The sequence below is a fragment of the Streptococcus sp. 22.1 genome, from assembly GCF_016648645.1.
Lineage (GTDB): Bacteria > Bacillota > Bacilli > Lactobacillales > Streptococcaceae > Streptococcus.
On record NZ_JACLQK010000013.1, the window covers coordinates 1 to 21324 of the forward strand.

The 21324-nt window shown below is 38.4% G+C and carries 29 protein-coding genes and 2 pseudogenes; 2 read left to right on the forward strand and 29 right to left on the reverse strand.

The genetic code is table 11. The features are described 5' to 3' along the window. Positions 1–422: 422 nt before the first annotated feature. The 20 genes from H7U04_RS07310 to H7U04_RS07405 form a co-directional block, all read right to left on the reverse strand. Positions 423–794 carry a hypothetical protein gene (locus H7U04_RS07310; RefSeq protein WP_201059465.1) on the reverse strand — a complete coding sequence of 124 codons (372 nt, stop codon included), beginning with the start codon at positions 792–794 and terminating at the stop codon, positions 423–425. A gap of 19 nt (positions 795–813) precedes the next feature. Continuing rightward, complete coding sequence (locus H7U04_RS07315; protein ID WP_207185734.1) at positions 814–1086, reverse strand: hypothetical protein; 273 nt, start codon at positions 1084–1086, stop codon at positions 814–816. 284 nt (positions 1087–1370) lie between these two features. Then, the gene (locus H7U04_RS07320; protein ID WP_201059467.1) at positions 1371–1736 is read right to left on the reverse strand and encodes a hypothetical protein; all 366 of its coding nucleotides are present in this window, start codon (positions 1734–1736) and stop codon (positions 1371–1373) included. A gap of 380 nt (positions 1737–2116) precedes the next feature. Then, positions 2117–2395, reverse strand: coding sequence for a hypothetical protein (locus tag H7U04_RS07325; protein WP_201059469.1), 279 nt, complete (start codon positions 2393–2395; stop codon positions 2117–2119). A gap of 15 nt (positions 2396–2410) precedes the next feature. Beyond that, the gene (locus H7U04_RS07330; RefSeq protein WP_201059470.1) at positions 2411–3034 is read right to left on the reverse strand and encodes a hypothetical protein; all 624 of its coding nucleotides are present in this window, start codon (positions 3032–3034) and stop codon (positions 2411–2413) included. Positions 3035–3222: 188 nt separating this feature from the next. Then, complete coding sequence (locus H7U04_RS07335; protein WP_201059472.1) at positions 3223–3558, reverse strand: hypothetical protein; 336 nt, start codon at positions 3556–3558, stop codon at positions 3223–3225. Positions 3559–3584: 26 nt separating this feature from the next. Beyond that, the gene (locus H7U04_RS07340) at positions 3585–4379 is read right to left on the reverse strand and encodes a hypothetical protein (RefSeq protein ID WP_201059474.1); all 795 of its coding nucleotides are present in this window, start codon (positions 4377–4379) and stop codon (positions 3585–3587) included. Continuing rightward, complete coding sequence (locus tag H7U04_RS07345) at positions 4376–4708, reverse strand: hypothetical protein (RefSeq protein ID WP_201059476.1); 333 nt, start codon at positions 4706–4708, stop codon at positions 4376–4378. The genes H7U04_RS07340 and H7U04_RS07345 overlap by 4 nt, the downstream gene beginning before the upstream one ends. 170 nt (positions 4709–4878) lie before the next feature. Continuing rightward, positions 4879–6387: a DUF4942 domain-containing protein gene (locus tag H7U04_RS07350; RefSeq protein WP_201059478.1), complete on the reverse strand. Its 1509-nt coding sequence runs from the start codon at positions 6385–6387 to the stop codon at positions 4879–4881. A gap of 150 nt (positions 6388–6537) precedes the next feature. Further along, complete coding sequence (locus tag H7U04_RS07355; protein WP_201059480.1) at positions 6538–6993, reverse strand: hypothetical protein; 456 nt, start codon at positions 6991–6993, stop codon at positions 6538–6540. Positions 6994–7045: 52 nt separating this feature from the next. Then, a complete protein-coding gene (locus tag H7U04_RS07360) occupies positions 7046–7429 on the reverse strand; it encodes a replication initiator protein A (protein ID WP_201059482.1) in 384 nt (127 codons plus the stop codon). Between the two features lie 9 nt (positions 7430–7438). Beyond that, positions 7439–8377, reverse strand: a complete 939-nt coding sequence (locus H7U04_RS07365) for a 3'-5' exoribonuclease YhaM family protein (protein ID WP_201059484.1) — start codon at positions 8375–8377, stop codon at positions 7439–7441. A 38-nt stretch (positions 8378–8415) separates the two neighbouring features. Next, a complete protein-coding gene (locus tag H7U04_RS07370; protein WP_201059486.1) occupies positions 8416–8727 on the reverse strand; it encodes a hypothetical protein in 312 nt (103 codons plus the stop codon). A gap of 16 nt (positions 8728–8743) precedes the next feature. Then, positions 8744–10354, reverse strand: a complete 1611-nt coding sequence (gene dcm, locus H7U04_RS07375; RefSeq protein WP_201059488.1) for a DNA (cytosine-5-)-methyltransferase — start codon at positions 10352–10354, stop codon at positions 8744–8746. Between the two features lie 48 nt (positions 10355–10402). Then, positions 10403–10864: a hypothetical protein gene (locus H7U04_RS07380; protein WP_201059490.1), complete on the reverse strand. Its 462-nt coding sequence runs from the start codon at positions 10862–10864 to the stop codon at positions 10403–10405. A gap of 13 nt (positions 10865–10877) precedes the next feature. After that, on the reverse strand, positions 10878–11204 hold the full coding sequence (locus tag H7U04_RS07385) for a hypothetical protein (protein ID WP_207185735.1): 327 nt from the start codon (positions 11202–11204) through the stop codon (positions 10878–10880). Positions 11205–11211: 7 nt separating this feature from the next. Then, positions 11212–11427 carry a hypothetical protein gene (locus H7U04_RS07390; protein ID WP_201059493.1) on the reverse strand — a complete coding sequence of 72 codons (216 nt, stop codon included), beginning with the start codon at positions 11425–11427 and terminating at the stop codon, positions 11212–11214. Between the two features lie 53 nt (positions 11428–11480). Next, entirely contained in the window at positions 11481–11678 is a 198-nt protein-coding gene (locus H7U04_RS07395; protein WP_201059495.1) for a hypothetical protein, read from the reverse strand. Between the two features lie 8 nt (positions 11679–11686). After that, complete coding sequence (locus H7U04_RS07400) at positions 11687–12136, reverse strand: type II toxin-antitoxin system HicB family antitoxin (protein WP_201059497.1); 450 nt, start codon at positions 12134–12136, stop codon at positions 11687–11689. 327 nt (positions 12137–12463) lie between these two features. Then, positions 12464–12907, reverse strand: a complete 444-nt coding sequence (locus tag H7U04_RS07405; RefSeq protein WP_201059499.1) for a hypothetical protein — start codon at positions 12905–12907, stop codon at positions 12464–12466. An 831-nt stretch (positions 12908–13738) separates the two neighbouring features. On the opposite strand from H7U04_RS07405, the gene H7U04_RS07410 reads away from it, so the two are divergent. After that, positions 13739–14875 carry a replication initiator protein A gene (locus H7U04_RS07410; protein ID WP_201059501.1) on the forward strand — a complete coding sequence of 379 codons (1137 nt, stop codon included), beginning with the start codon at positions 13739–13741 and terminating at the stop codon, positions 14873–14875. A gap of 360 nt (positions 14876–15235) precedes the next feature. Here H7U04_RS07410 and H7U04_RS07415 read toward each other — a convergent pair whose 3' ends face one another. Next, entirely contained in the window at positions 15236–15412 is a 177-nt protein-coding gene (locus H7U04_RS07415; RefSeq protein ID WP_201059503.1) for a hypothetical protein, read from the reverse strand. Between the two features lie 14 nt (positions 15413–15426). Continuing rightward, on the reverse strand, positions 15427–15693 hold the full coding sequence (locus H7U04_RS07420; RefSeq protein ID WP_201059504.1) for a hypothetical protein: 267 nt from the start codon (positions 15691–15693) through the stop codon (positions 15427–15429). A 195-nt stretch (positions 15694–15888) separates the two neighbouring features. Here H7U04_RS07420 and H7U04_RS07425 point away from each other — a divergent pair, with 195 nt between their 5' ends. Then, on the forward strand, positions 15889–16347 hold the full coding sequence (locus tag H7U04_RS07425) for a hypothetical protein (RefSeq protein ID WP_201059506.1): 459 nt from the start codon (positions 15889–15891) through the stop codon (positions 16345–16347). 71 nt (positions 16348–16418) lie between these two features. On the opposite strand, the gene H7U04_RS07430 is transcribed toward H7U04_RS07425, so the two are convergent. From H7U04_RS07430 to H7U04_RS07460, 7 genes and pseudogenes are all read right to left on the reverse strand, one after another. After that, positions 16419–16901, reverse strand: a complete 483-nt coding sequence (locus H7U04_RS07430; RefSeq protein ID WP_201059508.1) for a hypothetical protein — start codon at positions 16899–16901, stop codon at positions 16419–16421. 15 nt (positions 16902–16916) lie between these two features. Beyond that, positions 16917–17105: a hypothetical protein gene (locus H7U04_RS07435; RefSeq protein ID WP_201059510.1), complete on the reverse strand. Its 189-nt coding sequence runs from the start codon at positions 17103–17105 to the stop codon at positions 16917–16919. A 13-nt stretch (positions 17106–17118) separates the two neighbouring features. After that, entirely contained in the window at positions 17119–17658 is a 540-nt protein-coding gene (locus H7U04_RS07440) for a hypothetical protein (protein ID WP_201059512.1), read from the reverse strand. A gap of 16 nt (positions 17659–17674) precedes the next feature. Continuing rightward, positions 17675–18181, reverse strand: coding sequence for a single-stranded DNA-binding protein (locus H7U04_RS07445; RefSeq protein WP_201059514.1), 507 nt, complete (start codon positions 18179–18181; stop codon positions 17675–17677). Between the two features lie 104 nt (positions 18182–18285). Beyond that, positions 18286–18831, reverse strand: a pseudogene (locus H7U04_RS07450) (CHAP domain-containing protein); the annotation flags it as partial. Positions 18832–18987: 156 nt separating this feature from the next. Beyond that, positions 18988–20061 (reverse strand): annotated as a pseudogene (locus H7U04_RS11430) (phage tail tip lysozyme); the annotation flags it as partial. Between the two features lie 257 nt (positions 20062–20318). After that, a complete protein-coding gene (locus H7U04_RS07460) occupies positions 20319–21308 on the reverse strand; it encodes a hypothetical protein (RefSeq protein ID WP_201059516.1) in 990 nt (329 codons plus the stop codon). Positions 21309–21324: the final 16 nt, after the last annotated feature.

Genomic DNA, 21324 nt, shown 5'->3' on the forward strand with positions numbered 1-21324 from the left:
TTATCGGTCTTGGGTGATAAGACATAGGCGTTTTTTGGGCTATCTGAGACGCTGAGAACATTTTATAGGGGTTTTCTTAGTAGTTACTCCTTGCTGGTAACAAAAAAGCCCCTTCTTGGGGCTGGGGGCTAGAAATAAACCATTATAACCGAAATGATATACATGGTTAGTCTGACTAGCAGAAACGGTGTCATTACAAACCAAAAGAACTTGTTCAGTAGTGTCTGTTTCTTACCAAATGATATAGGGTGGGCAAAGGCATACCGTGGGTTCTTTGCGATATTTGACATTACAAATTCATAGTAACGACAGAATAAAAGTACCGTTATTACCCCCAAAATAACCTTTCCTGTAAGCATACCACCTGAATAAAGGGCATCTATGTGTCAGGCTGTTCTGATGTCATTATTTATCCTCCTTGGTCAATCCGCTAGGAAGTCTTCAATGTTGCTTTCATCTAGCACACAATAGATCTTATCAAATTGCTCTTCGTGATTAATCGTTTTATCCCAATTCTCTTCTCCGTGCATCGGACGGATAAAGAGGGGAGTTCCTAAAGAATCCTTACGCCCTTCTAGTTTAGGAAGTAAAGCAGCTTCTACTAGAGCAAACTTGCCGCCATAGTAATTTTCTACATAGTAATGGCTAGGGCCTCCTAAAATAGAAATAAGTGGCGCTTTCCTATATGACGTGGGAGCTTTACTTTTACGCTTTATCATCTCATTTAGAGTCACCAACATAAAGAGCGTTACAGATACAATAACAACAGCGTAGATTATCACTCTAACTACCATCTTTTTCTCCCTTGCGTGTCTAAAATACTGACACGCCTTCTTCTGCCCAACTATCAATGAAGTCTTGTTGGGCCTTGCCGTCATAACCGCAAGCATAGAAAGCCAAACCGTAATTGTTTTTTTCGTCTGCCAGCTTGTCAGCGATTAAATCGCCACACGCTTCCACAAACGCCTTGACATCTTCAAGGTTCTCACCGCAAGGGTAGTATAAAACATCCCCCTCTTCTGTCACTGGATGCCATTTTAATCCAGTCCCAGCGATATTTTCATGAACGTAATTAGTAATTGCCATTATTTTCTCCTTTTGTCTCTTGCTTATTATATCTTATTCTGGCCACAGGATTCGAACCTGCCTATCTCGTATGTTACTAACAAACGAAGCCTATCCAACTTGGCTACGCCAGCGATGGCTCTAGTATTGCGCACTACTAGGACTCGATACAAGTCTTTTTTATACTGCCTGCCATTGAGCAGTCCTACTCGCTTACTAGGTAAGATTTTGTGTATTTGTCCTTACTCTAATAAGTTTTCACCTTCCTAGTTTTATGTCTTGGACAGACATTGTTTCCCAGCGTCTTATGGACATGCTAACCATGTTGGGATTTCAGTGTCCATATTAACCATAGAGGCGGTAAGAATAGGATCATCAATCCAACTATCACTATCACGATCATAGTGTTTAAGAGTCAGCAAATGCCCATTTGTAAGACATGTTCTAATCACTGCTGTGGTTGCTGGAGTCAAGCCAGTGACGTAAACAACAAAGTCTCCAGTTTGTGGTTCAACTCCCAAGTCATTGAACTTTTTAGCGACCAACTGACCTAGTTGGCTTGGGTTAATAGGGAAGGTAATGTCTCCTTCCTGGAAAATATAATCTTCAACTGGAAGAGGATGACGATCTGAAACTAGACCTAATTCGATTTTTCCTTGATTGTTTGCCATTTTATGTTCTCCTTCTTCTCCTTGGCCATTCAGACAAAGGAGTTTATCTTATCATCTATAGCTAGTTGCGTCAAGGTTTTTCTTGTTCACAGCTGCTTGCTTAGTGTTGGTTAAGAGCTTGCCTCTCTCAACTACATTTATATTATAACTCTTTGATTAGTTATCGTCAAGTGGTTTTTGCTTTTTATTTCACTTTTTTTATTCCTTCCCTCTTTTCCCCTCCAGCAGATCCTGAGAACAATAAAAAAACACCATCTCCTGATGGTGCCTCTAGGTTATTATTGATGAACTTCCAACCTGGCTTTTTAGACTATCTAACCACGCGCAGAGGCGTTGTATTACCTTTTAAGACCTGTACGTGGCTATGGGGGTTGGGTGGCCTAGAAATAGACTATTATAAATAAAACGATAAATATGGCTAGTCTGATTAGTAGGAATGGTGTTACTACAAACCATAAAAACTTGTCCAATAATGTTTGTCGCTTACCAAAGTCGATAGGGTGGGAGAAAGCGTATCGGGAATTTTTCATGAGATTTAGAAGCACAAATTTGGTATAAGGGTAGAATAAAGTTACCGTTAATAACCCGAAAAGAATCTTTCCTGAAAGCAAACCGTATGAGAAAAGACCATCTATTTTATCAATTTGTTCTGGTGTCATTGTTTATCCTCCTTTTTAATCTGCTAGAAAGTCTTCAATGTTGCTTTCATCTAGCGCACAATAGATCTTATCAAATTGCCCTTCGTGATTAATCGTTTTATCCCAATTCTCGTCTCCGTGCATCGGACGGATAAAGAGGGGCGTTCCTAGAGAATCCTTTCGCCCCTCCAGTTTAGGAAGAAGCTCAGCTTCTACTAGAGCAAACTTGCCGCCATAGTAATTTTCTACATAGTAATGGCTTGCCTTCATGCTGGCACCTCCTCGAACATCATTGTCTTTTCCTTGATCAAAGACTTCCTTCTCATCCTCTACAGTACCAATCTGCGTTAGGCCTGTACGCGATGCGTCTTCCGTGAAAAGAAGCTTGCTGCCATCTGATAGAGGGATAACAATTTCCATTTGTCCTGAATCCCCTGAATCCCCTGAATCATCCACCCCAACTGTAAGACGCGCTTGAAAGGCGAACAACTCATCACTCATGCCACCTTCTTTGTAGCCTAGCCACTCTTCAAAGATAGAGGGATCATGAACCAAAAGGAAACTTTCTACACTGTTAACCATTTCCTCGCTCATATTTGGGTACCAGCGCCCGTTAGATTGATGCGCCAGGATGCTTAGCTGTTCTAATTGTTGTGCCATGTCTTTGGCCTCCTTGTTTAGTATTGTCGTTAAGAGTTTGCCGTCCCTTAACTTCTTTTATATTATAACCCTTTATTTATTTTTCGTCAAGTGATTTTTGCTTTTTGCTTTTTTTCCTTCCCCCTTTTCCCCTCCAGCAGATCCTGAGAACAATAAAAACACCATCTCCTGACGGTGCCTTTAGGTTATTATTGACGCTTCTCGTAGGTGAGCAGTGCACTGTAAGTAATTCCTGACAACGCCCCCTCTTTATAGGTGCTGTATTGAACTGGTCCCATTAAGCGGTAATTGGTTTCTGTCAAGAAACTGATAAAGTTATTTACGATATTCTCTAATCCTTCCAAGCTTTCTGCCGTAAAGGCTTTTACCAACGTCCCTGGAAGTGATTTTTCTTCTGGGGTGTAAGCATTTATCAGTACATCCATACGCTCAGCTAATCCGCTATCTCCAAACTCGCCGTCTTGGTAAGCGTTAAATAACTGAATGAACTTGCTTAGCAACTCATGTTCACTTTTTATGGCCATTTCCTAATCCCACCTTTCTTATTTCATTAGGCTCTTTTTATAATCTTTTCCATTCCCAGACTGGGTTTTGACTGCTCGTTCTTATCGACATAGATCTCAGCTATCGTCTTTCCGCTTTCTTCTTTCCTAAAAACGTGTATCGCCATAAACTTTCGATTATAGTTTGATGGCAAGCCAATTCGTTCCAGCTCTTTCTCAAAGTCATTTTGTCCGTCACGGTGTCCTTTACCCAATTTAAACAAGGCATAATGAACCAATTCGTGACTTAACGTAGGTACTACGATTGAAAAATCATCACAATAAATACTAGCATGAACCATCCAATCGGATAAGTAAATATAGTTATCATGGGCACCAAAATACGAGTATAAAGCTGTGTGTTGTCCATTTAGGTTTTTGTCTAGCTTTTGGTCTAGCAATCTAAAATCAAAGTCAACAACTACAGTAGGATAATATTTCTCCAGAAAATTCTTAGCATAATCTTCCATCTTTACTTTAAAGGCTTTCCAATCATCTTCTGAAATTCTATCCTCTTTAACCTCGTATGTCATGTAGACATTTCGCTCGCTGTTTGATTTAAGAACTGCTCGACCCAGAGAGGGAGAGAGCGCGTGAGTTATTACCAGCTCTCCATGATATGGCTTTAATGCGCCAAGTAACTTGAACAATCCGAAGAAGTAAGTAGCAAATATCACGCTTACAGATAGCAAAAATTCCCTTGTTTCGATGTTGTTGTTCGATACTCCTGTTAAGATGACCGCCCATGACCAGATATTGCCAAAAGCAATAGATAGCGCCCCTAACTTTCTAAGTAATCTCATTCGTTATCCTCCAAAAGTTTCTGTGTCGTTTCACGTTCTTCTGCTTCTTTCTCGAGATGGAAAATAATCACTTGCATTCCAATTTGGAGTATAAACCCTGAAATAATCATGACTGAAGCAAAGCCAAACTTCAACAATCCCAAAATTGTCAATAACGATGATAGGACTACGACATTTGAGAGATAAAATGAGACTGATCGCAGTCGTTTAATTTTATCTTCTAAATCCCCCTTTCGTGTTGTAGCAATGTATACAGCTAAACATAAAATTAAAACACAAATCAATCTTCCCAGTAGCGTTTCATTCATAAAATTACCCAATTCCGTCATCTTTAAACTCCTACTCTGATATTTTTTACTAGAATTACTTCAACTAATCTAGTTTAGCATTTATATTAAATGCTTCCTAGCGCTTAACTTCTCTTATTATAACTCTTTGTATAGTTCTCGTCAAGTCATTTTTGCATAAAACACCTAGATTTTTCTAGGCGTTTCGTTTCTTATTGATAGCTCAGTTGCTCCATATCCATATTTGGAAAATGCTTCTTGATATATTTAGCAGCATCGTCATCTGTCTTAATCTCGTCGTCCGTTGGAAGCCAATTCTTTTCTTGTCCAACAATAAAGTTCAATTTATCGAGTGCCTTAAGGTCCTTAAACCAAATATGTAAGGTTCCTTTCTTAAATACCTTGAAGCGAATAAGGTCGTTTTCAAACTCGTAGTCCCCTAGCTGTTGCCATTTCCCTGGTGGGACTTTGCTAACTAATTGAACCACTTTTAAAACATCTTCAATGCGTTCTCGAACTTGATAATCAACGTTCTGGTACCCATTTCGTTCCCAACGTAGCCAACCAAGAGAACCTCCAATAGGGGTGATTACTTTCTTATTCATCTTAAAAGCATCATTTGTCTTCCAACCGTTGTAATAATGGATATTCTTTGAGAACTCTTTTTGGTGATATGAAGTAAACTTATCAAACAACTCTTCCAAGGCACTTGTTAAAATAGCTTTATTATTTTGAGATAGAGACACTAGCATCGTATAAACATTTTCCAGTGTCGGTTCCATATCAGCCAAAGCTGTAATTTTTTTCATCAAGTCAGCGTAAGCAGATGAGGTCAATAGCTCCCTAAATTGATCTGTTTTAAGCATCTTTTCCCAATAAGCAATACGTAGTTTTTGAAGCTCAGCATTATAGCTTAAGTTAAAATCTACCAGCTTATTTCTAGTCGTCAAATCTGTATCATCTTCAACATATTTTGAGTAAGATGATAGATCACCCAAGGCGTTGAAGAACGCTTTAAAACGTTTAACGTGCTCGTTATAAAGAGAAATAAGGCGTTTAATCTCTTCCTCCTTATAGCCAAGGTCCGTCGTTGGAAGGGCCAAAGAGAACTCTTCTGTTCGCTCCTGGTTACACTTATTTAAAACATCTTCAAAGTAATCCTTTGAGCGTTTTGACTTGTTTACTGTTAGAGTCACCAGGGCAACTTCAACCTGCGTTGTTCTTTCAGCGTTCGCAAAGGTTCCTTCCAGATACTCAACTTCAGCATCATATTTCTGGAGGAGAGTCCCCAAATGTTTCCGAGAATTGCTGAAATCATTTTTCAACGTCTCTGCATTAAGTAGGCAGATGATTTGGCAATCACTATAAACCTGCTGTTCAGCCAGTTCAATCATCTTCAGCAAGTGTTTAACACCTTCTGAAAAAGGAGGGTTGGCCAGAATAAGATCGTACTCAGTGTTGGTTTGGTAATCCAGGAAATCTTCTCCTGTCACTGTGTAGCCTTTTCCAAATAAAATGCTTCTTAACTCGTTATTCTTTTCAACGAGATCCCAATATTGTCTGCCCCCTCTATGACTTAAAGGTGGTTTTGTAAAGTGATCTACAATATCACCTTTCCCTGCTGATGGTTCCAGGGCGTAAGTGACGTTTCGCCAATTAACTTTATCAGCCATTTTGTAGATCAGTGATTTTGGTGTAGGGTAAAAATCTTTGTCAAACATCGTTGACCTCCATTTGTTTAGTGTTGTCGTTAAGAGTTTGCCGTCTCTCAACTACATTTATATTATAACTCTTTGTTTAGTTCTCGTCAAGTGGTTTTTGTTTTTTATTTTATTTTGGGTAACAAAAAAGCACCGCAAAATGGTGCTTGGTTATTCTGGTTTTCTGTCAAAATCAGGGGCCATTAATCTCGGATATAACCTTTTTAAAAGCTCTACTTTCCCCTCTTCATTCGTGGTCAGCCATTCACTTTTAGGGACAGCTAAAGTAAAGAATTTTCTCCTTGTCCTCTTTATCTCGCTTAAAGGTATGCGTCTGTTAAAAGGTGTTTTTGTCACCAAGGCAATGTCTGGCCAAGGAATGCTTTTCAGATTAGTCTTATAGGCTAAAAATTCAACCGCTCTATTAGCATAATTGATCACAAGAGTAAGATAGAAAACCTCCTCTTCTAAAATCCTATCTGAGAAGATAATTCTAGGGTTTATGTCCCTTCTTTTGTATTTAGGTGGCCTCTTGTTCTTCATGCGGTTTCTTTCCCTATCTCTTAACCTGTAATCTCGATCCATCGCCTTCTGGATTTGGCGGTTTCTGTTGTGTGATACTACCATTTTAAAACCCCCGACTTAAACACCACGCGCCTAAGAGAAAAACAAAATAGTTTCACTCCTTGAGATACGGAACCAATTTATCAGTTAAATAGATACGATTTGGCTGGTCACTGCCCACCTTAACTTCTTCAATCAAACCATATTGAGCTAACTGTTTTTTCGCAGAAACAACAGTGCTCTTACTTTGGTTAAGAAATTCACATAATTCCACAATTTTAAATTGAACATAGGTATCTCCATTGTCATCATAGCCTTTATGGATAAAATCAAGTGGCTCTCTCAACCTATCTAACAAAAATGAGTAGAGCACTTTTGCTTCAAGCTTGAGTCCCTTAAAATCATTATGCTCTATTAGGGCTTTAGGAAGATAAATTTGTTCAGGGTCTGCATTCACCAATGCTGGATCTAAATCAGATATTTTTGTTAAATAAGCCATTGTCACTCCTTATTCTTCATAATTTCCTAGTTCATGCTTATAAACTGTCGCAAAGATATTTCTTGACTTGCGGACTTCACCCATGTCCATTCTGCTGAGTTCATCTGCAAAGCTATAGGTCTTAGCGTCAAGATTATCTACATGATGGATAATAACTGCTTCAATAATCGCTGGTTCGACTGGACTTCCCCACTCTTTAATGCCGTGGTGAGATAGAATAATATGCTGTAGCATTTTAATTTCTTCTGACTCTGCTTCTTCTTGTCTGACATAGCGTTTAGGCAGTTCAGCGCCAAGGAAGATATGGCCAAAAAGAACACCATCCGCAGTGAAGTCTCCTGCAATGCCATGATTATAAGTGTATTCTTTGACTTTCATTATATCATGAAAAATGATACCTGATATCAACAATTCTCGGTTAGCTACTGGATACATTTTCTGCATATAGAGTGCTAGATTAAGCATTTCTTGAACGTGTCGCAACAAGCCTCCACGCTTATAGTGGTGGACATGTTTAGCTGCTGAAATGCTTTTTAGGGCTTCTCCATACTCTTCTAGTAGCCCCAGAGTTGCCTTTTTCAACAACTCATTTTTGAAGGACCCTACTTCTGATTTAATACTGGAATAGATACCCTCTACATCAATAGGCTCGCTAGGTACTAATTCTGAAAGAGGTACTTCTCCACTTGGAAGAGAAACATTTTTGATTGTAACCTTATAGGAACCGCCATAATTATCAGCCTCTCCATCAATATAGAGTACATCGTTATTTTTCAATGTCTCTTTAATTTCTTCTGTAACGTCCCACACTTTGCAAGCTGGAATAGTCGCCGTCTTATCTGATAAGGTCAATTCTGCATATTCTTTTCCAGCCTTGGTTTTTTTGAACGTAACCGAGCTTACCATGCAATACTGTGAGATTGTTTCTGGTTTTGTGTTTAATGTCATTTTCCTTTATCCCCTAACTCTTATTAGCTACTTATCTGTTATTTTTCCTTGCTCTTAGCGTTTTTCCAATAAGATACTGCTAAATAGCAGTACATCCAAACTCCTGAAGCAATGCTGATCAAAAGCCAAGCTAGAAATGGTGTGAACAAACCTTTTTCAATCGGAATGTCGCTAAATGCCTTTGCTTGCTTAGCCAATGTACCTATTTTGATAAAGACTTTTGTAAATTCTACGTAAGTCATCCAATAGGCCAAGAGATTGAACAGAAAATGCACGATGAAAAGCACGCGCTTTCTGTTGGCCCAACTCAACAACTTGTTTCTTTTACCCTTAACAATGTCATTTGTCATTTGTCATTTACCTCTTTTATATCTTGAAAAGTTGTTCAAATATCCCTTCCAGAACACTGACAACAATACTATTCCCAGCTTGCTTGTAAAGTTGGGTATTTGAAACAACTGATTCTGCTTTGTAATAATCATTATCTTTAAATCCCATCAACCTCCAACACTCCAAAGGAGTTAGTTTTCTAATCGTCATTATATCTGATAACAGAAATTCATTACTTTGCTGATGATATGGTTTGGTTTCCAATACCGTTTTAGGTGCCTTGCTCTCGGTTGCTAAGATACAAGGGGACACTTCTGACTGACTATAGCCACGAAACTCCATTTTTTTGGAAAAAGGATGGGCATCTATTCCTAAAACCTCTTTCTCCTCTAGAAAATCAAAAATAGACATTTGCTGCGGTTTATCAGCAACAACTTCTTTATTATCTAAAGTTAAAGGTTCTTGTATTCCATTCTGCACAGATACTGGTACGACAACAGCCTTACTATCATCCGTAGTCAATGTATGGGCCAAACCCTTTTGCACGCGCCCCCTCCTTGTCTTCGAATCAGGATAAGCAGTATCTATACCATCTCCTGCTTCTGCTTCAAGGTAACCACGTTTAGTAGCATTTTTTATACAAAGTTTATCTACTACGTGGGGTTGTCTATTCCCACCTTGCATAGCATCCAAAGTGGGGGCGCACCCTAATTTTTCATAAACCCGAAATCTGTTGGTGTTTTGTCTACGTTCAGTATCGTACCTCAGTAGTTGGCCTATTCCAACATTTACATCATTCACCCCCTCTCTTTTATCAGTTGTTAAAGTAGGGGTTAAGCCTTCTGTGTCGTAGCCCTCTCCATCTATTCTTTTTCCACTAGAACCAAAGTTGCTAACACGCTTTAAAACAGCTTCTTTAACTCTCTTATCTGTGAAAGTTAGCCTATTTACTTGTTCATCTGATAAATAATATCTATCATCAACATCCTTTTCAAGAATATCCTTTAACCTATGTTTAAGTTCTTTTGGTTCTGGAAATTTATAAGAAATATTTTCTGTCGTCAGTACACTTACAACAAAGACACGTTCTCGGTTTTGTGGAATATTGTAATCTTTGGCATTTAAAACTTTCCAGAAATTTTTATAACCATAGCTTTCTAAAAGATTAAGCCACTCATCAAAATGTGGCTTATTTTTCTTTCCAACTAGATTTTTAACATTCTCTAGCAGCAAGAATCTAGGTCGTTTCACTCTAATAATGCGTTCACATTCCCACAGGAGGGAAGATCTAGTACCACTTCCCTTTTCCAAGCCACGGCCATTACCAGCCGTTGATATATCCTGACAAGGAAAACTGTAGGTAAACAAATCGCAATCTGGGATATCTTTATCTCTGATTTTTGATATGTCTCCGACATTTGGTGTCTCTCCATGTATTGCCTCATAGCTTGCTATTGCGTATTTATCAATCTCCGAGATAGCCACTACTTCGTGTTTGATTCCTAGATTCCTAAGAGCCATTCTTTGACTCCCAACACCTGCAAATGCTTCAAAGACTCTTAGCCCTTGCTTGCTTGCTTGCTTGCTTGCTTGCTTGCTTGCTTGCTTGCTTGCTTGCTTGCTTGCTAGATTATGATTAAATTTCATGATGCTGTAAATACCTCTCAATGATTATTAATTACACTTTTTATCCTCTTAAACCTTTTCCTTCTTTGGTGCGTTCATGAACGAGAATGTCAATAAAGCCAACTCTAATCGGTGATAGAGTTCTTCTTGTGAAATATAAGCATTTCCAGAAAAGACAAATTGATATAAGGCTTGTTTGTCACTTTCGTTCTTTGCCTTAAGCTTATTTAAGCGCCCCTCCCACAGTTCATATTGTTTTTGCGCGTGCTTCAACTGAACACCTGCCATCTTTGCATACCACTGTTCTGCAAATGGTTTAGCAAGGCGTTCTTGATACTCTACTGTAAGCATCTGAGCATCCTGAAGCTGCTTCAAATAGCTCTCGATTGTTTTATCAGACATCCCCACGCGCTGTTTAAGCAGAATAGGGTTGAAATCGCCTTTGGTGTTTAGGTAAGCAAAGGCTTTAAACATGTTTTCTTCTTTACGTCCTGACGAGGCACTGCCTAGCGCTCTGAGTTTATTACTCATTTACATCTCCTTATTATTTAACCTTCCATCCATCCCTAACATCTACTGTAAGACCTCCGTAGAGATCATTCATTGTCTGTTGCTTTTCCAAATCAGCATCATTATCAATAAATGTTACTTCTGTACGATATTTTGTATCAGGGTTTCCTTCTAAAACATAGGGGGTACTTCCTCCCTGTGGATCATAGTAAAGCTTTCTCCCGTTGTTAAACGTCTTAACCACCTTCATCCCTGCGTAATCACTCTGTTTTTTGTGATTCCAATAGGATAATGTAGGTAAAGCAATTAACAACAACCCTCCTGAAATGATACAAAGAATTTTTTTGCGCTTCATCTTCATTTTCCTATTATTTACCATTACTTCTATGTTTTAACCAACGGCCAGCAAATAGATCTTGCCAATTTACTCCCGTCTCTTTTTCTTCAGCTAACAGATAACGTTTAGCTGAAGCGACAAAATCACTGCCATTCTCGTCTACCTTAAGCAGCATATCTAGGGCCGTATATAGGCTAGACGTTTTAGAGTAAAAATCTAAAAAAGTATCAAAATCTTTTTTATCCATCATATTTTTTCCTTTATCTGACTTATTATCAGTTTAACTTAGATAGGCACTCTTTAGAAAAGACGAGACAGCGCCACAAATAAAATGGCACTTGAAAACAAAATCATTTTTAACAAGAAGCGTGACTCTGCCTTGTCTTTAGATAAGGGTGTTTTTCTACGTTGATCAACCACGATTAAGATTAATCCTACCAGGCAGCATATCACGCCTAGAACAAGCGTGATATAAGCCCAAACACTATCTGATGCCATATCCCTAACTATTCTCCTTTGCTATCTTCATCATCAAATATAGCCCTGGGAATACAATTTGTAATCCCTAGCTCTTGCTTCAATGCTGCTTGTAAAACCTCCGAAAAGTTTATCCCCTTCTCTTCAGCCAACCTAATTAGCCATCTAGGGGCAGTTGTGTTCTTGTTTACAGCTTGCATGTTGGCACGATCTATAATAGGCTCCAGCCATACATCAATCTCTACAAGAAGGCCCGTCGTTAAAGGGGTGCCTGTATAAGGTTTAGGAAGTTTGTTCCCTTGTTGCGCGTGCTTAAAAATACATGTATGTAACGCTTCACGCGCCCCTTTTACAGTCTCTTGTAGATTGTTGCTGCTTGCGATACAGTCGTTTCCAAAATCAGGAAGATAAGCTTTATATTCCCCTTCGCTATCCTGGATGACGTAAGCTGGGTAATATACCTTCTCAACGCTTGCCATATCATCTCCTTATTTCTTCTCTGAAATGCTAGACGATACCAGCATAAATCCTAAATAAAGCACTAAAATAATGCCTTTTGTCTCAACTGATTTCAAATAAAATAGCAAGAAAGAAGTTATGACTGTTAGTAAAACGCTACAAAATGTTGAAGTTTTCATTGAAACCTCTCTTTCATTTCACTCTTTTAAGTCAAGTCCTGTCAGTCTTAACTTTATTATAATTATACACGCTTAATTTAAGCGTGTCAATAAAAAATAGCTCTAAACATGCTTTAACTAACGTTTAGAGCTTTCGTTTTTTAAAAGAGATAATGACTGTTTTACTGATTAAGCAGCATAGTCAGTTGACGTAATGTGATCTTCTTTTCGACTTTGGTTTTTACGGGCGTACTCACGTTGCATCATCTGTGAGATTCCGTCTTCAAGGTGTTCCAGGTCGGTCCAGTTGTTTTGTCCTCCTCGGTAATCCTTAGTGTCTTTAGCTGTCCGATACATGACATTCGTTAACCATTCGTCCTGGAAACTGCGAACATCTGATACAGACATATAGACTACCTCTCCTGTCTCTTTTTGTTCAAAGAACGCTGAGAAACAGAAATGATTCTTGTTGACCGTAAGGACAGCATTTAGATTGGTTGCCATATCCTTAAGGACATTGATATATTTCGTTTGGAAGCTCTTGTACTCCTTAGTTGTGAAGCAAGAACTTTCAAAGGTGTAGCCACGGTAATTCTTGATTAACCGTTTCATTTTTGGGGTTTGTTGAGCCATGTTTAGCCCTCCTTATGTTTAGTGTTGTCGTTAAGAGTTTGCCATCTCTCAACTACATCTATATTATAACTCTTTATTTAGTTCTCGTCAAGTAGTTTTTGCTTTTTTTGTAAAAAATAAGGTACCTGATTGGGTACCTTTATTCCTTAACAACAACACTTAGGCTAAAATCATAGCCTCACTATCTCTTCTGACAGGGATAGTCTTTTAATCAGAACCCTACGTTAGCAGCTACAGAATTGGCAGTTCTGCTTTTTCAACTGATTTCCTAGAGGTCTGTTTTTTTACACCTCTATAATAACCTTTTAATTATCATGTGTCAATAGGTCTTTTGATTGTTTTTTAATTTTTTGCATGAAATGTTAAAAAATTTTGGAAATACCGCCTTATTATAATCCAGAAATTTCTGTAATGCGGTTGCAAAATTTCTCAATTAAGATATAATTGTTCTAAATATGACATAAAAAAAGTATAAAGTGTTGGCGCACTTTATACTGAGAATAATGTTACAAATCCAACCCTCTCACTCACTTACTTACTTACTTACTTGTTTGTTTGAGGGTTCAATCAATTCAATAACAACATAAATTTACTTATTTATTTATTTAGAAAAATTGTATCACTCATGACATTTTTTGTCAACTGTAAATAGTAGGTGTTTTTCGTTAGGGTTGGATTTTGTAGCATTTGTTCATGTCCTCTTACGAAAATTTTTTTAATTCCTATTCGACTATTTTAGTATATTTGTCAGAAGCATTAAAAAGTTATCTAAGAGGACCTAGACTGTGTTCTCTTTTTATGTTGTAAAATAACTTTTCTAGGAGACTCATCATGGTATCTACTACAACAAATAACTTAAACCTTATCAGCAAAAATGACTTTCAAGATATGGGGCGTTTCTACCCTTTGTTCAAAACGCTTTTTGAAAACGACCTCTACATGGAACTTCGCCTTGAATCCAAGGTAGTTTACACATTTTTTAGAGATCGTTTAAACCTCTCTCTAAAAAATGGATGGATTGACGAAAACGGCTTTGTCTTTTTGATGTACTCTAACTCTAAACTTGCTAAGATGCTCAACTGTTCTAAGAGCACTCTTTTAAAAGTCAAAAAAGAGCTTCTTAAGCATGGCCTAATTTACGAGATTAGACAATCTAACAGTGCAAAAGGGAACCTTCCTAACCGCATTTATCTTGGAAAACTAGAAGATGACTTTATCCAGGAAGCACCTGAAAACCAAAGCCAAGCCGTAGAACTCGCAGCACCTATCCCACAACCTACAAACGAGACTATTTCCCCTAACACAAAAAAACGTAAGGAACGCAAGGAACGTAAGGGGGGCTGGTACGCAAAATACACTAGGGTAGCACAAAAGTTAAGCACTAATGATACTGAATATAGTGATACTGAATATAATACCCAAATCGATACTAATCGATACACAAAAGAGGATGAGCCTCTAGCCACCCTTTCACACTCTGAAGCTTTCCAGATGGGCAATCATGGTTTCTTGTCGGCACGCGCAGTAAAACTATTAAGCCTATTTGGAACAGACGCAAAATCTCTGGAAGATAAAATTTACCAGGCAAAACGGAAAGTCGAAAAAGACTTTTCAGCTGCCTTATTTGGTGATACCAAAATTTATGGGGAACTATGGACCTCTGACATAGAGGGGACCATCGAGCGTTTTATTTCCAAAGTGAAAATTGGCCAACAAAGTGGCCATGCAATTAAAGACCTCTTCGCCTATTTCTACACTTCGATGGTTCATTTCTGGAAGACAGCCCTGTTCCTAGAAAACAGCGTTGGTTTCCTTGCGCTACAAGATCAAAACGACCAACTTAAAACAAGCCCTACGGGCCCTGATAGCCTAATTAAATACAATCTGCCTACACCTATGACGGAAAAAGAACTTGACTTTGAATTAACTCTTCTTGGCCAAAAAACCGATAGCGTGAAGTGTTTTTAGTGCACCGTTTTTCAAAAAGTTATAGCTTATTTGTGCACCCAAAACAACTCTTAGTAGCCATACTCCTTACCTGTGTTATAAAGCCCCAAGGGGTTAAAAGCGATAGGGATTTTTGCGCGTGCATTAGGGTGACAGCAACTATCTAGAAGGCCTCTAAATCGTCTATTTTGGGCCTGTTTAATGCCCGTAGTCCAAAGGTATACATTTGGGCAACTATTGCTTCCTGGAGTCGCATAGAGAGGGATCAGGTGTGTTCTAATAGCCAAGGCTATGCTGCTTGAATATAATAAAAACCTATCCAAAGACTTTCGGATAGGAATAAGGGGGTATAGGCTATTGCTGCGCGTGGTGGTGACTCTATCAATGAGTCTGTAAGTGGGCTTTAGCCTCCTTCTTGAGATCGTGATAAGCTAGTGCAAATAGGAACACTATTGAGCCTATTGAAAGTCCTAACACGGTGACAAGCAGTTGTACCAGCAAGTCCACCGCTTCAGCTGCAAAGAAAATAAAAACTACAAACGCAATCATTTTTTTCATGTCGCTGCTCCTTCCTAGGCTACGTCTTCTGATTCCTGGTGTTGTTTACAAAACGCTTCAGCAACTTGGGCCTTGTTGCTACGTTTGATAGTGTAAACACTATTCCAGCAGTCAATATACATAACGTCAATCATGACATATTTCCACTTATACCCATCTGGGTATGTAACTAGGTAGTAGTCCAGAAGCGCTCCAGGGAAGCAGTGAATTTCAACCCCATCTTTTTGTGCGCAATTTGAAAGAAAATCCTCTACTGCTTTTAGAGTGTACGTTGTTGCCATATCATAGGCCTCCTTGTTTAGTGTTGCGTTAAGAGTTTGCCGTCTCTCAACTTCCTCTATATTATAACTCTTTAATTAGGTATAGTCAAGTGGATTTTGTCTTTTTTTAATTTTTTTATTTGCTCTAAATGTGAATAAAAGCCTTGTCTAAGCTATTTTTTATGTTATAATTTTAATTAAAGGATGGTATATAAAATGACATTTAAAAAAATATTTCTAGCTGTTTTTTCAGCACTTCTACTAATTGGTCTTGCAGGCTGTGTGGGACAAAAAGATCCTGCAAGCACTGTTAGCCAACAGGCTTATAATTACGTTTGGAATAGAAGTAACGGTAAGACTATTAAAGGTGCGTTGTATTTTGGAGTATCTGATAAAAACCAAGGTTATTACCGAAAATATTCTTATACTCTAGATCACACAGATGCCAACTTTGATAGCGATGTTAAAGATGAAAAGCATACATATTCCATTTCCAAAGATGGTAAAACAATTTCTCTGAGTGATGATGGGGATGGCAACAATAGTGGTATTGGCTCAGGTAACGCTGCGGTAATGTTAAAAGATATCTCTATCAACGGTGATAAAATCACTGCAAGAGTATATTATCACGATGATGATGAGGGGGACATAACACTTACCCCTGTTAAAGAGTGATACAGTTTACTTGATTTCAAGTTCTACAAAAATATAAAAAAATACACTGCTTATAGTGAGCAGTGTATTTTTTATTGAGCGTTTTTGATAGCTGTGTTGAATTTTTCAATATTTGTATCGTTCGATAAGCGCCCTGTGTAGATTAAATGCAATTTCCCGTTATCATCAATAGTATTGTCGGTAACGACTACATAGGGCGTTTTAGCTCCTTCATAAGTCCCTTCAGGAAAAGCTGAGGACAGATACTTAGGAAGACCATCTGTAATGTCAATATAGGTCACGTTCACATTTTTAGGTAGTTTCTCAGTAGCTTCAGTAATTGCCTTCTCTTGTTTTTGACAAACAGGGCAGGTCTTTTTAAAAGCGATATAAATATCGATTTGTCCCTTATCAGGGGATTTCAAGCGTTTCTCTGCGGATAAAGGTTGTTTAGATACCTGGTAATCATAGGTATACTTGTTCTGGGTATTAGTAGACGATACCCAGAAAAACAATCCTCCAACAAGGGCAATAGAAACGCATATTGCGATAATGATTGTTAACTTGTTCTTCAAGCTATAATCCCCTCCTTATTTACTAGCAAAGAAATCATTAACCAGGGCTTTCTTATACGCTTCTACCTCTTCTTCAGAATTAAACGCCTGCGAATCGTCAGGATCGATATAATATTTGTTTTCGTAGAGATATGCGCGTGCTCCCCAGCCTTCTTTAGTTTCTTTTTCACTAACCTTTAGTAGATTGTATGTTGTTTTGTCCATATCTTTTCTCCTATCATTTTCCTTTACTTTTAGCGAGCAATTCGTAAGGTTCTACCTCTAAACGTCTTGCAAAGTTTTCGAGCGTATCGAGAGATACTGTACCCGTTTGGTTGTTAAGTTTGTAGTTCGTTGATGACATTCCTGTCGAAACTATAAACTTCGTCATTCGTCTTTTTGCTTCTGAAGGACTTGTGCTATCCGATATCTGGATAGCATTTCGGATATTTCTCCAAAAATCCTTCGTTACTTCCTCGGGTTCCTTAGAGAACTCAGGGTGTTCTTTCTCGTCTATGTTTTCGCTAGACAAAAGTGTTGCTAAACTGACTTTATCCTTTGTTATTTTATCTAGTCCATTTGTAACAGTCACAATTTTCTCTATGCTGCTTTTAGGACGGTTCATGAACAACATGCGAAGACTACCTTCAGGTATTCCAGTAGCTTCCGACAAATCATTGTATGTCCTTCTATCCTTCCAAAATTTGCCATTAAGGGTGTTCTTGGCATTACTCCAAAAAGTCTCTCTAAGAGACTCTTTTTTCAATTCTTCAGTCATATATACTCCTCTCTAGTTAAAATGGTAAATCATCATCTGAAATATCGATAGATCCAGCAGCACCAAATGGATTAGATCCTGATTGGAAGTTGTTTGCTGGTGTGGAATTAAATCCGTCCGTAACAGGGCTGTCACCAAAAGCTCCTGATGTGTTCCCAAAGTTATTATTGCTATATCCTCCAGGGCTGGCAGCCTCACGACTAGCTCGGCTTTCCAACATTTGGAAATTATCAGCAACAACTTCAGTTATATAGACACGTTGGCCTTGCTGATTTTCGTAGTTACGGGTTTGAATACGGCCTGTAATTCCAATCAATGCCCCTTTTTTAGCCCAATTCGCTAAATTTTCGGCTTGCTGTCTCCAGATAACACAATTAATGAAGTCAGTTTCACGCTCTCCATTAGCGCCTTTAAAGTTACGGTTAACAGCAAGACTGAATGTAGCAACAGCGACATTGCTTGGTGTGTAACGAAGTTCCGCATCACGAGTCATACGACCTACCAGCACAACATTATTAATCATATTTTATCTCCTGAATCATTTTATAGTTATATTATAACTCTTTCGATACTATACGTCAATAGTTCTTTGTTTTATTATAAAAAAAGATAGCTAATGCTATCTTTTTACCACTTAGGCTCTCCACTGTCTGGATAAGCAAAAACAAAGTTATCTGCTTTTTGTTGTGCTACTGTGTGAATGCGGTAATTCCATGTCCATGATTTACCGTAGTAATCTGCTCCAGATAGAGGGGTGTTCTGCTCTATAATCAAAATATCACCGTTTTCAAAGACGTGACTAACAATACCCGTGTGTCCAGGATTTGAAGAACCACTAGAGAAAACAGCTCCTGCTTTAGGTTTGGTTTTGGTAGAATTTCCAAATACACCAGCCCAACCTTGGGCCTGTGAAATACCATCTCCTGTTACACTACCTTCATGGCCCCAAATAATATTGGCCATACTGATAGTGAGGTTTACACACTGCCCAGCTAGGTAGAGAGAACCTGGATCATACCATCCTTTTGAACCTCCATACTCCATGCCTAGTTTTGCTGGATCATGGATAAAACCTTTCAAGCTATCAGGAACTTCATCTGGTTTATACCCCCACGCTGTGGCATCAGCAGGAACCGTTCCAGTCCCATCAGTTGCTCCACCACTATCTGAGTCCTTGCTTGAGTCCTCATCACAATCAACGTTATCTTCGTTAAGACCAGCTTTAGTAGTAATGGTTGCTGTGTTCGAAGATGTTCCGCCTGAGAGTTTCCATTTAGATTTATCAGCTTTTACGTTCTTTGTGTTAAATAATGAGTTGGCTGCTTTTGCAGCTGTAAGACGTCGTTCTCTGTGCATTTGAGCAACATCCCCACGCTCATATACTGAGAAGAAGATAAGCATTGCATTTTCGACGTTATCGTTGTCTAAGACATCATCGATGCTATCTACTCCGCTTAATCCAAACCAAGAGGACGCATTAGGAAGATAGCTTTGGTAGGCTCCGTTAGCAAATTCACTGTTCCATACAAACTCCACTTGGTGTTTAATTTCTTCTTCTTGACTAGCGCCTTTTTTATAAAATTCACTATCCAAATACTTTGAACCAGGGGTGAATTGGAAAAGACCATATCCCCTACCAGCATAACTTTGGTTGTTCTCTGCTTCGACGGCTGCCATATCAAAACCAGATTCGGCTTGCACGTTCCCCATCCAACCAGCAGCACTTGTTCCACTTAGTCCAAAATCCTCTGTTAAAATCTTGAAAAGTGTCTCTGCAACTTTGTAGCTTGGTGTTCCTGGAGTAGTCCAATCCCCTCCAGCATCCCCCATAGAAGCTGATTCTGACGAAGGACCAGAAGATTTACCATCCTTTTTAGATTTTTTTGATTTAGCTTTTGGTTTATTCTTTAGTTGTTCGAGATATTTTTCTAAAGATAAGCCTTTATCTGTCATGTATTTAGAACTTTCGGTTCCTACATATCGGTAATGCCAATCCTCGTTGTCAACCCCTGTTTCATCTTTATAGTTTGATTCAAAACGCTTCACAAACCCTAATTCTACAGCAATTTTTTCCAAAGCATTAGCATCAGATTCACTCATTTGGTTAAGAGAATCAACCGTTGAGATATCTATTGCTAGCCCCGTCATGTGTTCTGATGAACCTGGAGGCTGGGAATAAGTTTGAACAACTTTTTCAGCTTCCTCTTTAGAAAGGTGCTTTTCTGACATCTCTTTCTTAGTGTAGTTCTCGTAGAGGGTTTTCTGTGTCTCTACACTACGATAACCTGAAATCAAATGAAACGCAGGATTAATCTCTTTGGCTTTTGCAATCAATTTTTCGGTTGCGTCTTTTATTCGAGAATCTACTTGAATATTGTCAACTGTAGCCAAGTTAGGATTCATTTCTTCTTTGACGTTATCCCGATTGACAAGAACTAAGTTCCAGTCAGATGGCGATACATTTGGCAAATCACTTGAATCTTGGATTTCTTCAATATCACAATCATTATTCTTCTTTTTCTTAACATAGATACTGCGATCATCTTGAGCGTAAGCCACCGTTGATACAGAAGCTTGAAGCGTAATGGCAGATAATTGTATAGCTAGCAGTACGAGAGCTACCAACTTGTTAACTTTTTTATTGATAACAGCTCACCTCACTACTTTTCCTTAGATGATTCTTTTTGAGTATCACTATTTTCCTTATTCTCAGCTTTATCACCATCCGTCGTCTCCTTCTTCTCCTTAGGTGAGTTAGGAGCGAAATTATCAGTGCTAGTATCATTTACTGGCAATCCTGTCAAAATACTATTTAAGTTATCATACCAAAGCTTGATATTACCATTATCACTGATTTTTCCTTGATAAGTTATTGCTGTGATTTTTTTATTTCTATCAACTTTCACGATGAAAGATAGGTTAGCAAACTCACGTTTTTCATTAGTTGCTGGAACAATAACATTGTAAATAATATTTTTATCGTTTGAACCAGCCATGATGCTAGGAATAACACTACCAGCTAAAGCTGTTTGACTTTTGCTAGATTTGGCCCAGGAATTGCTTTCTAGAAATTCCATCATGTTATCCATTAATTTAGTAGCTTTTTTAGAACTGTTGTCAACTTTCACATCGTCAGCTAGGTAATCTTTCAGCAGAAGATATCGACTTTCAGCGTTTGTCGTGTAGTCTAATCCTAAGTATGTTTTGAAGAATGCGTCTAGCTCTGTTTGGTAATTGACAGAAGCAATAGTGTTCCCTAAATTATTCTCTGCTTCTTCATCACTTGCTACAGCAGATGAAGATGGAGTTGATGTAGAGGACGTAGAGGAAGAAGATGTAGAATCATCTGTACCTAACTGTCCGAGTGTATTCTTAAACACATCCAATTGAGTGTTTTGAAGCTCAGAAACTTGTTCTGGTAAGTCAACGGTATTCACAATTGATACGTTGCCTGATTTTGTAGTTAGGGCTTTAGTTAGATTTCCCATCTTATAACCCCATGTAAGTCCGATTATTAAGGTTATACCTATAGGTAGGCCATGTTTAAGTCCTATGCTTTTCCAATCTAGTCCTTGCCAATATTCACGATTTCGCCAAGTATATTTCTTTTTTCTTGCTTTATTTGGAGAATCAAATTCTAGTTTTGTCATAACTTTCCCTTCTATC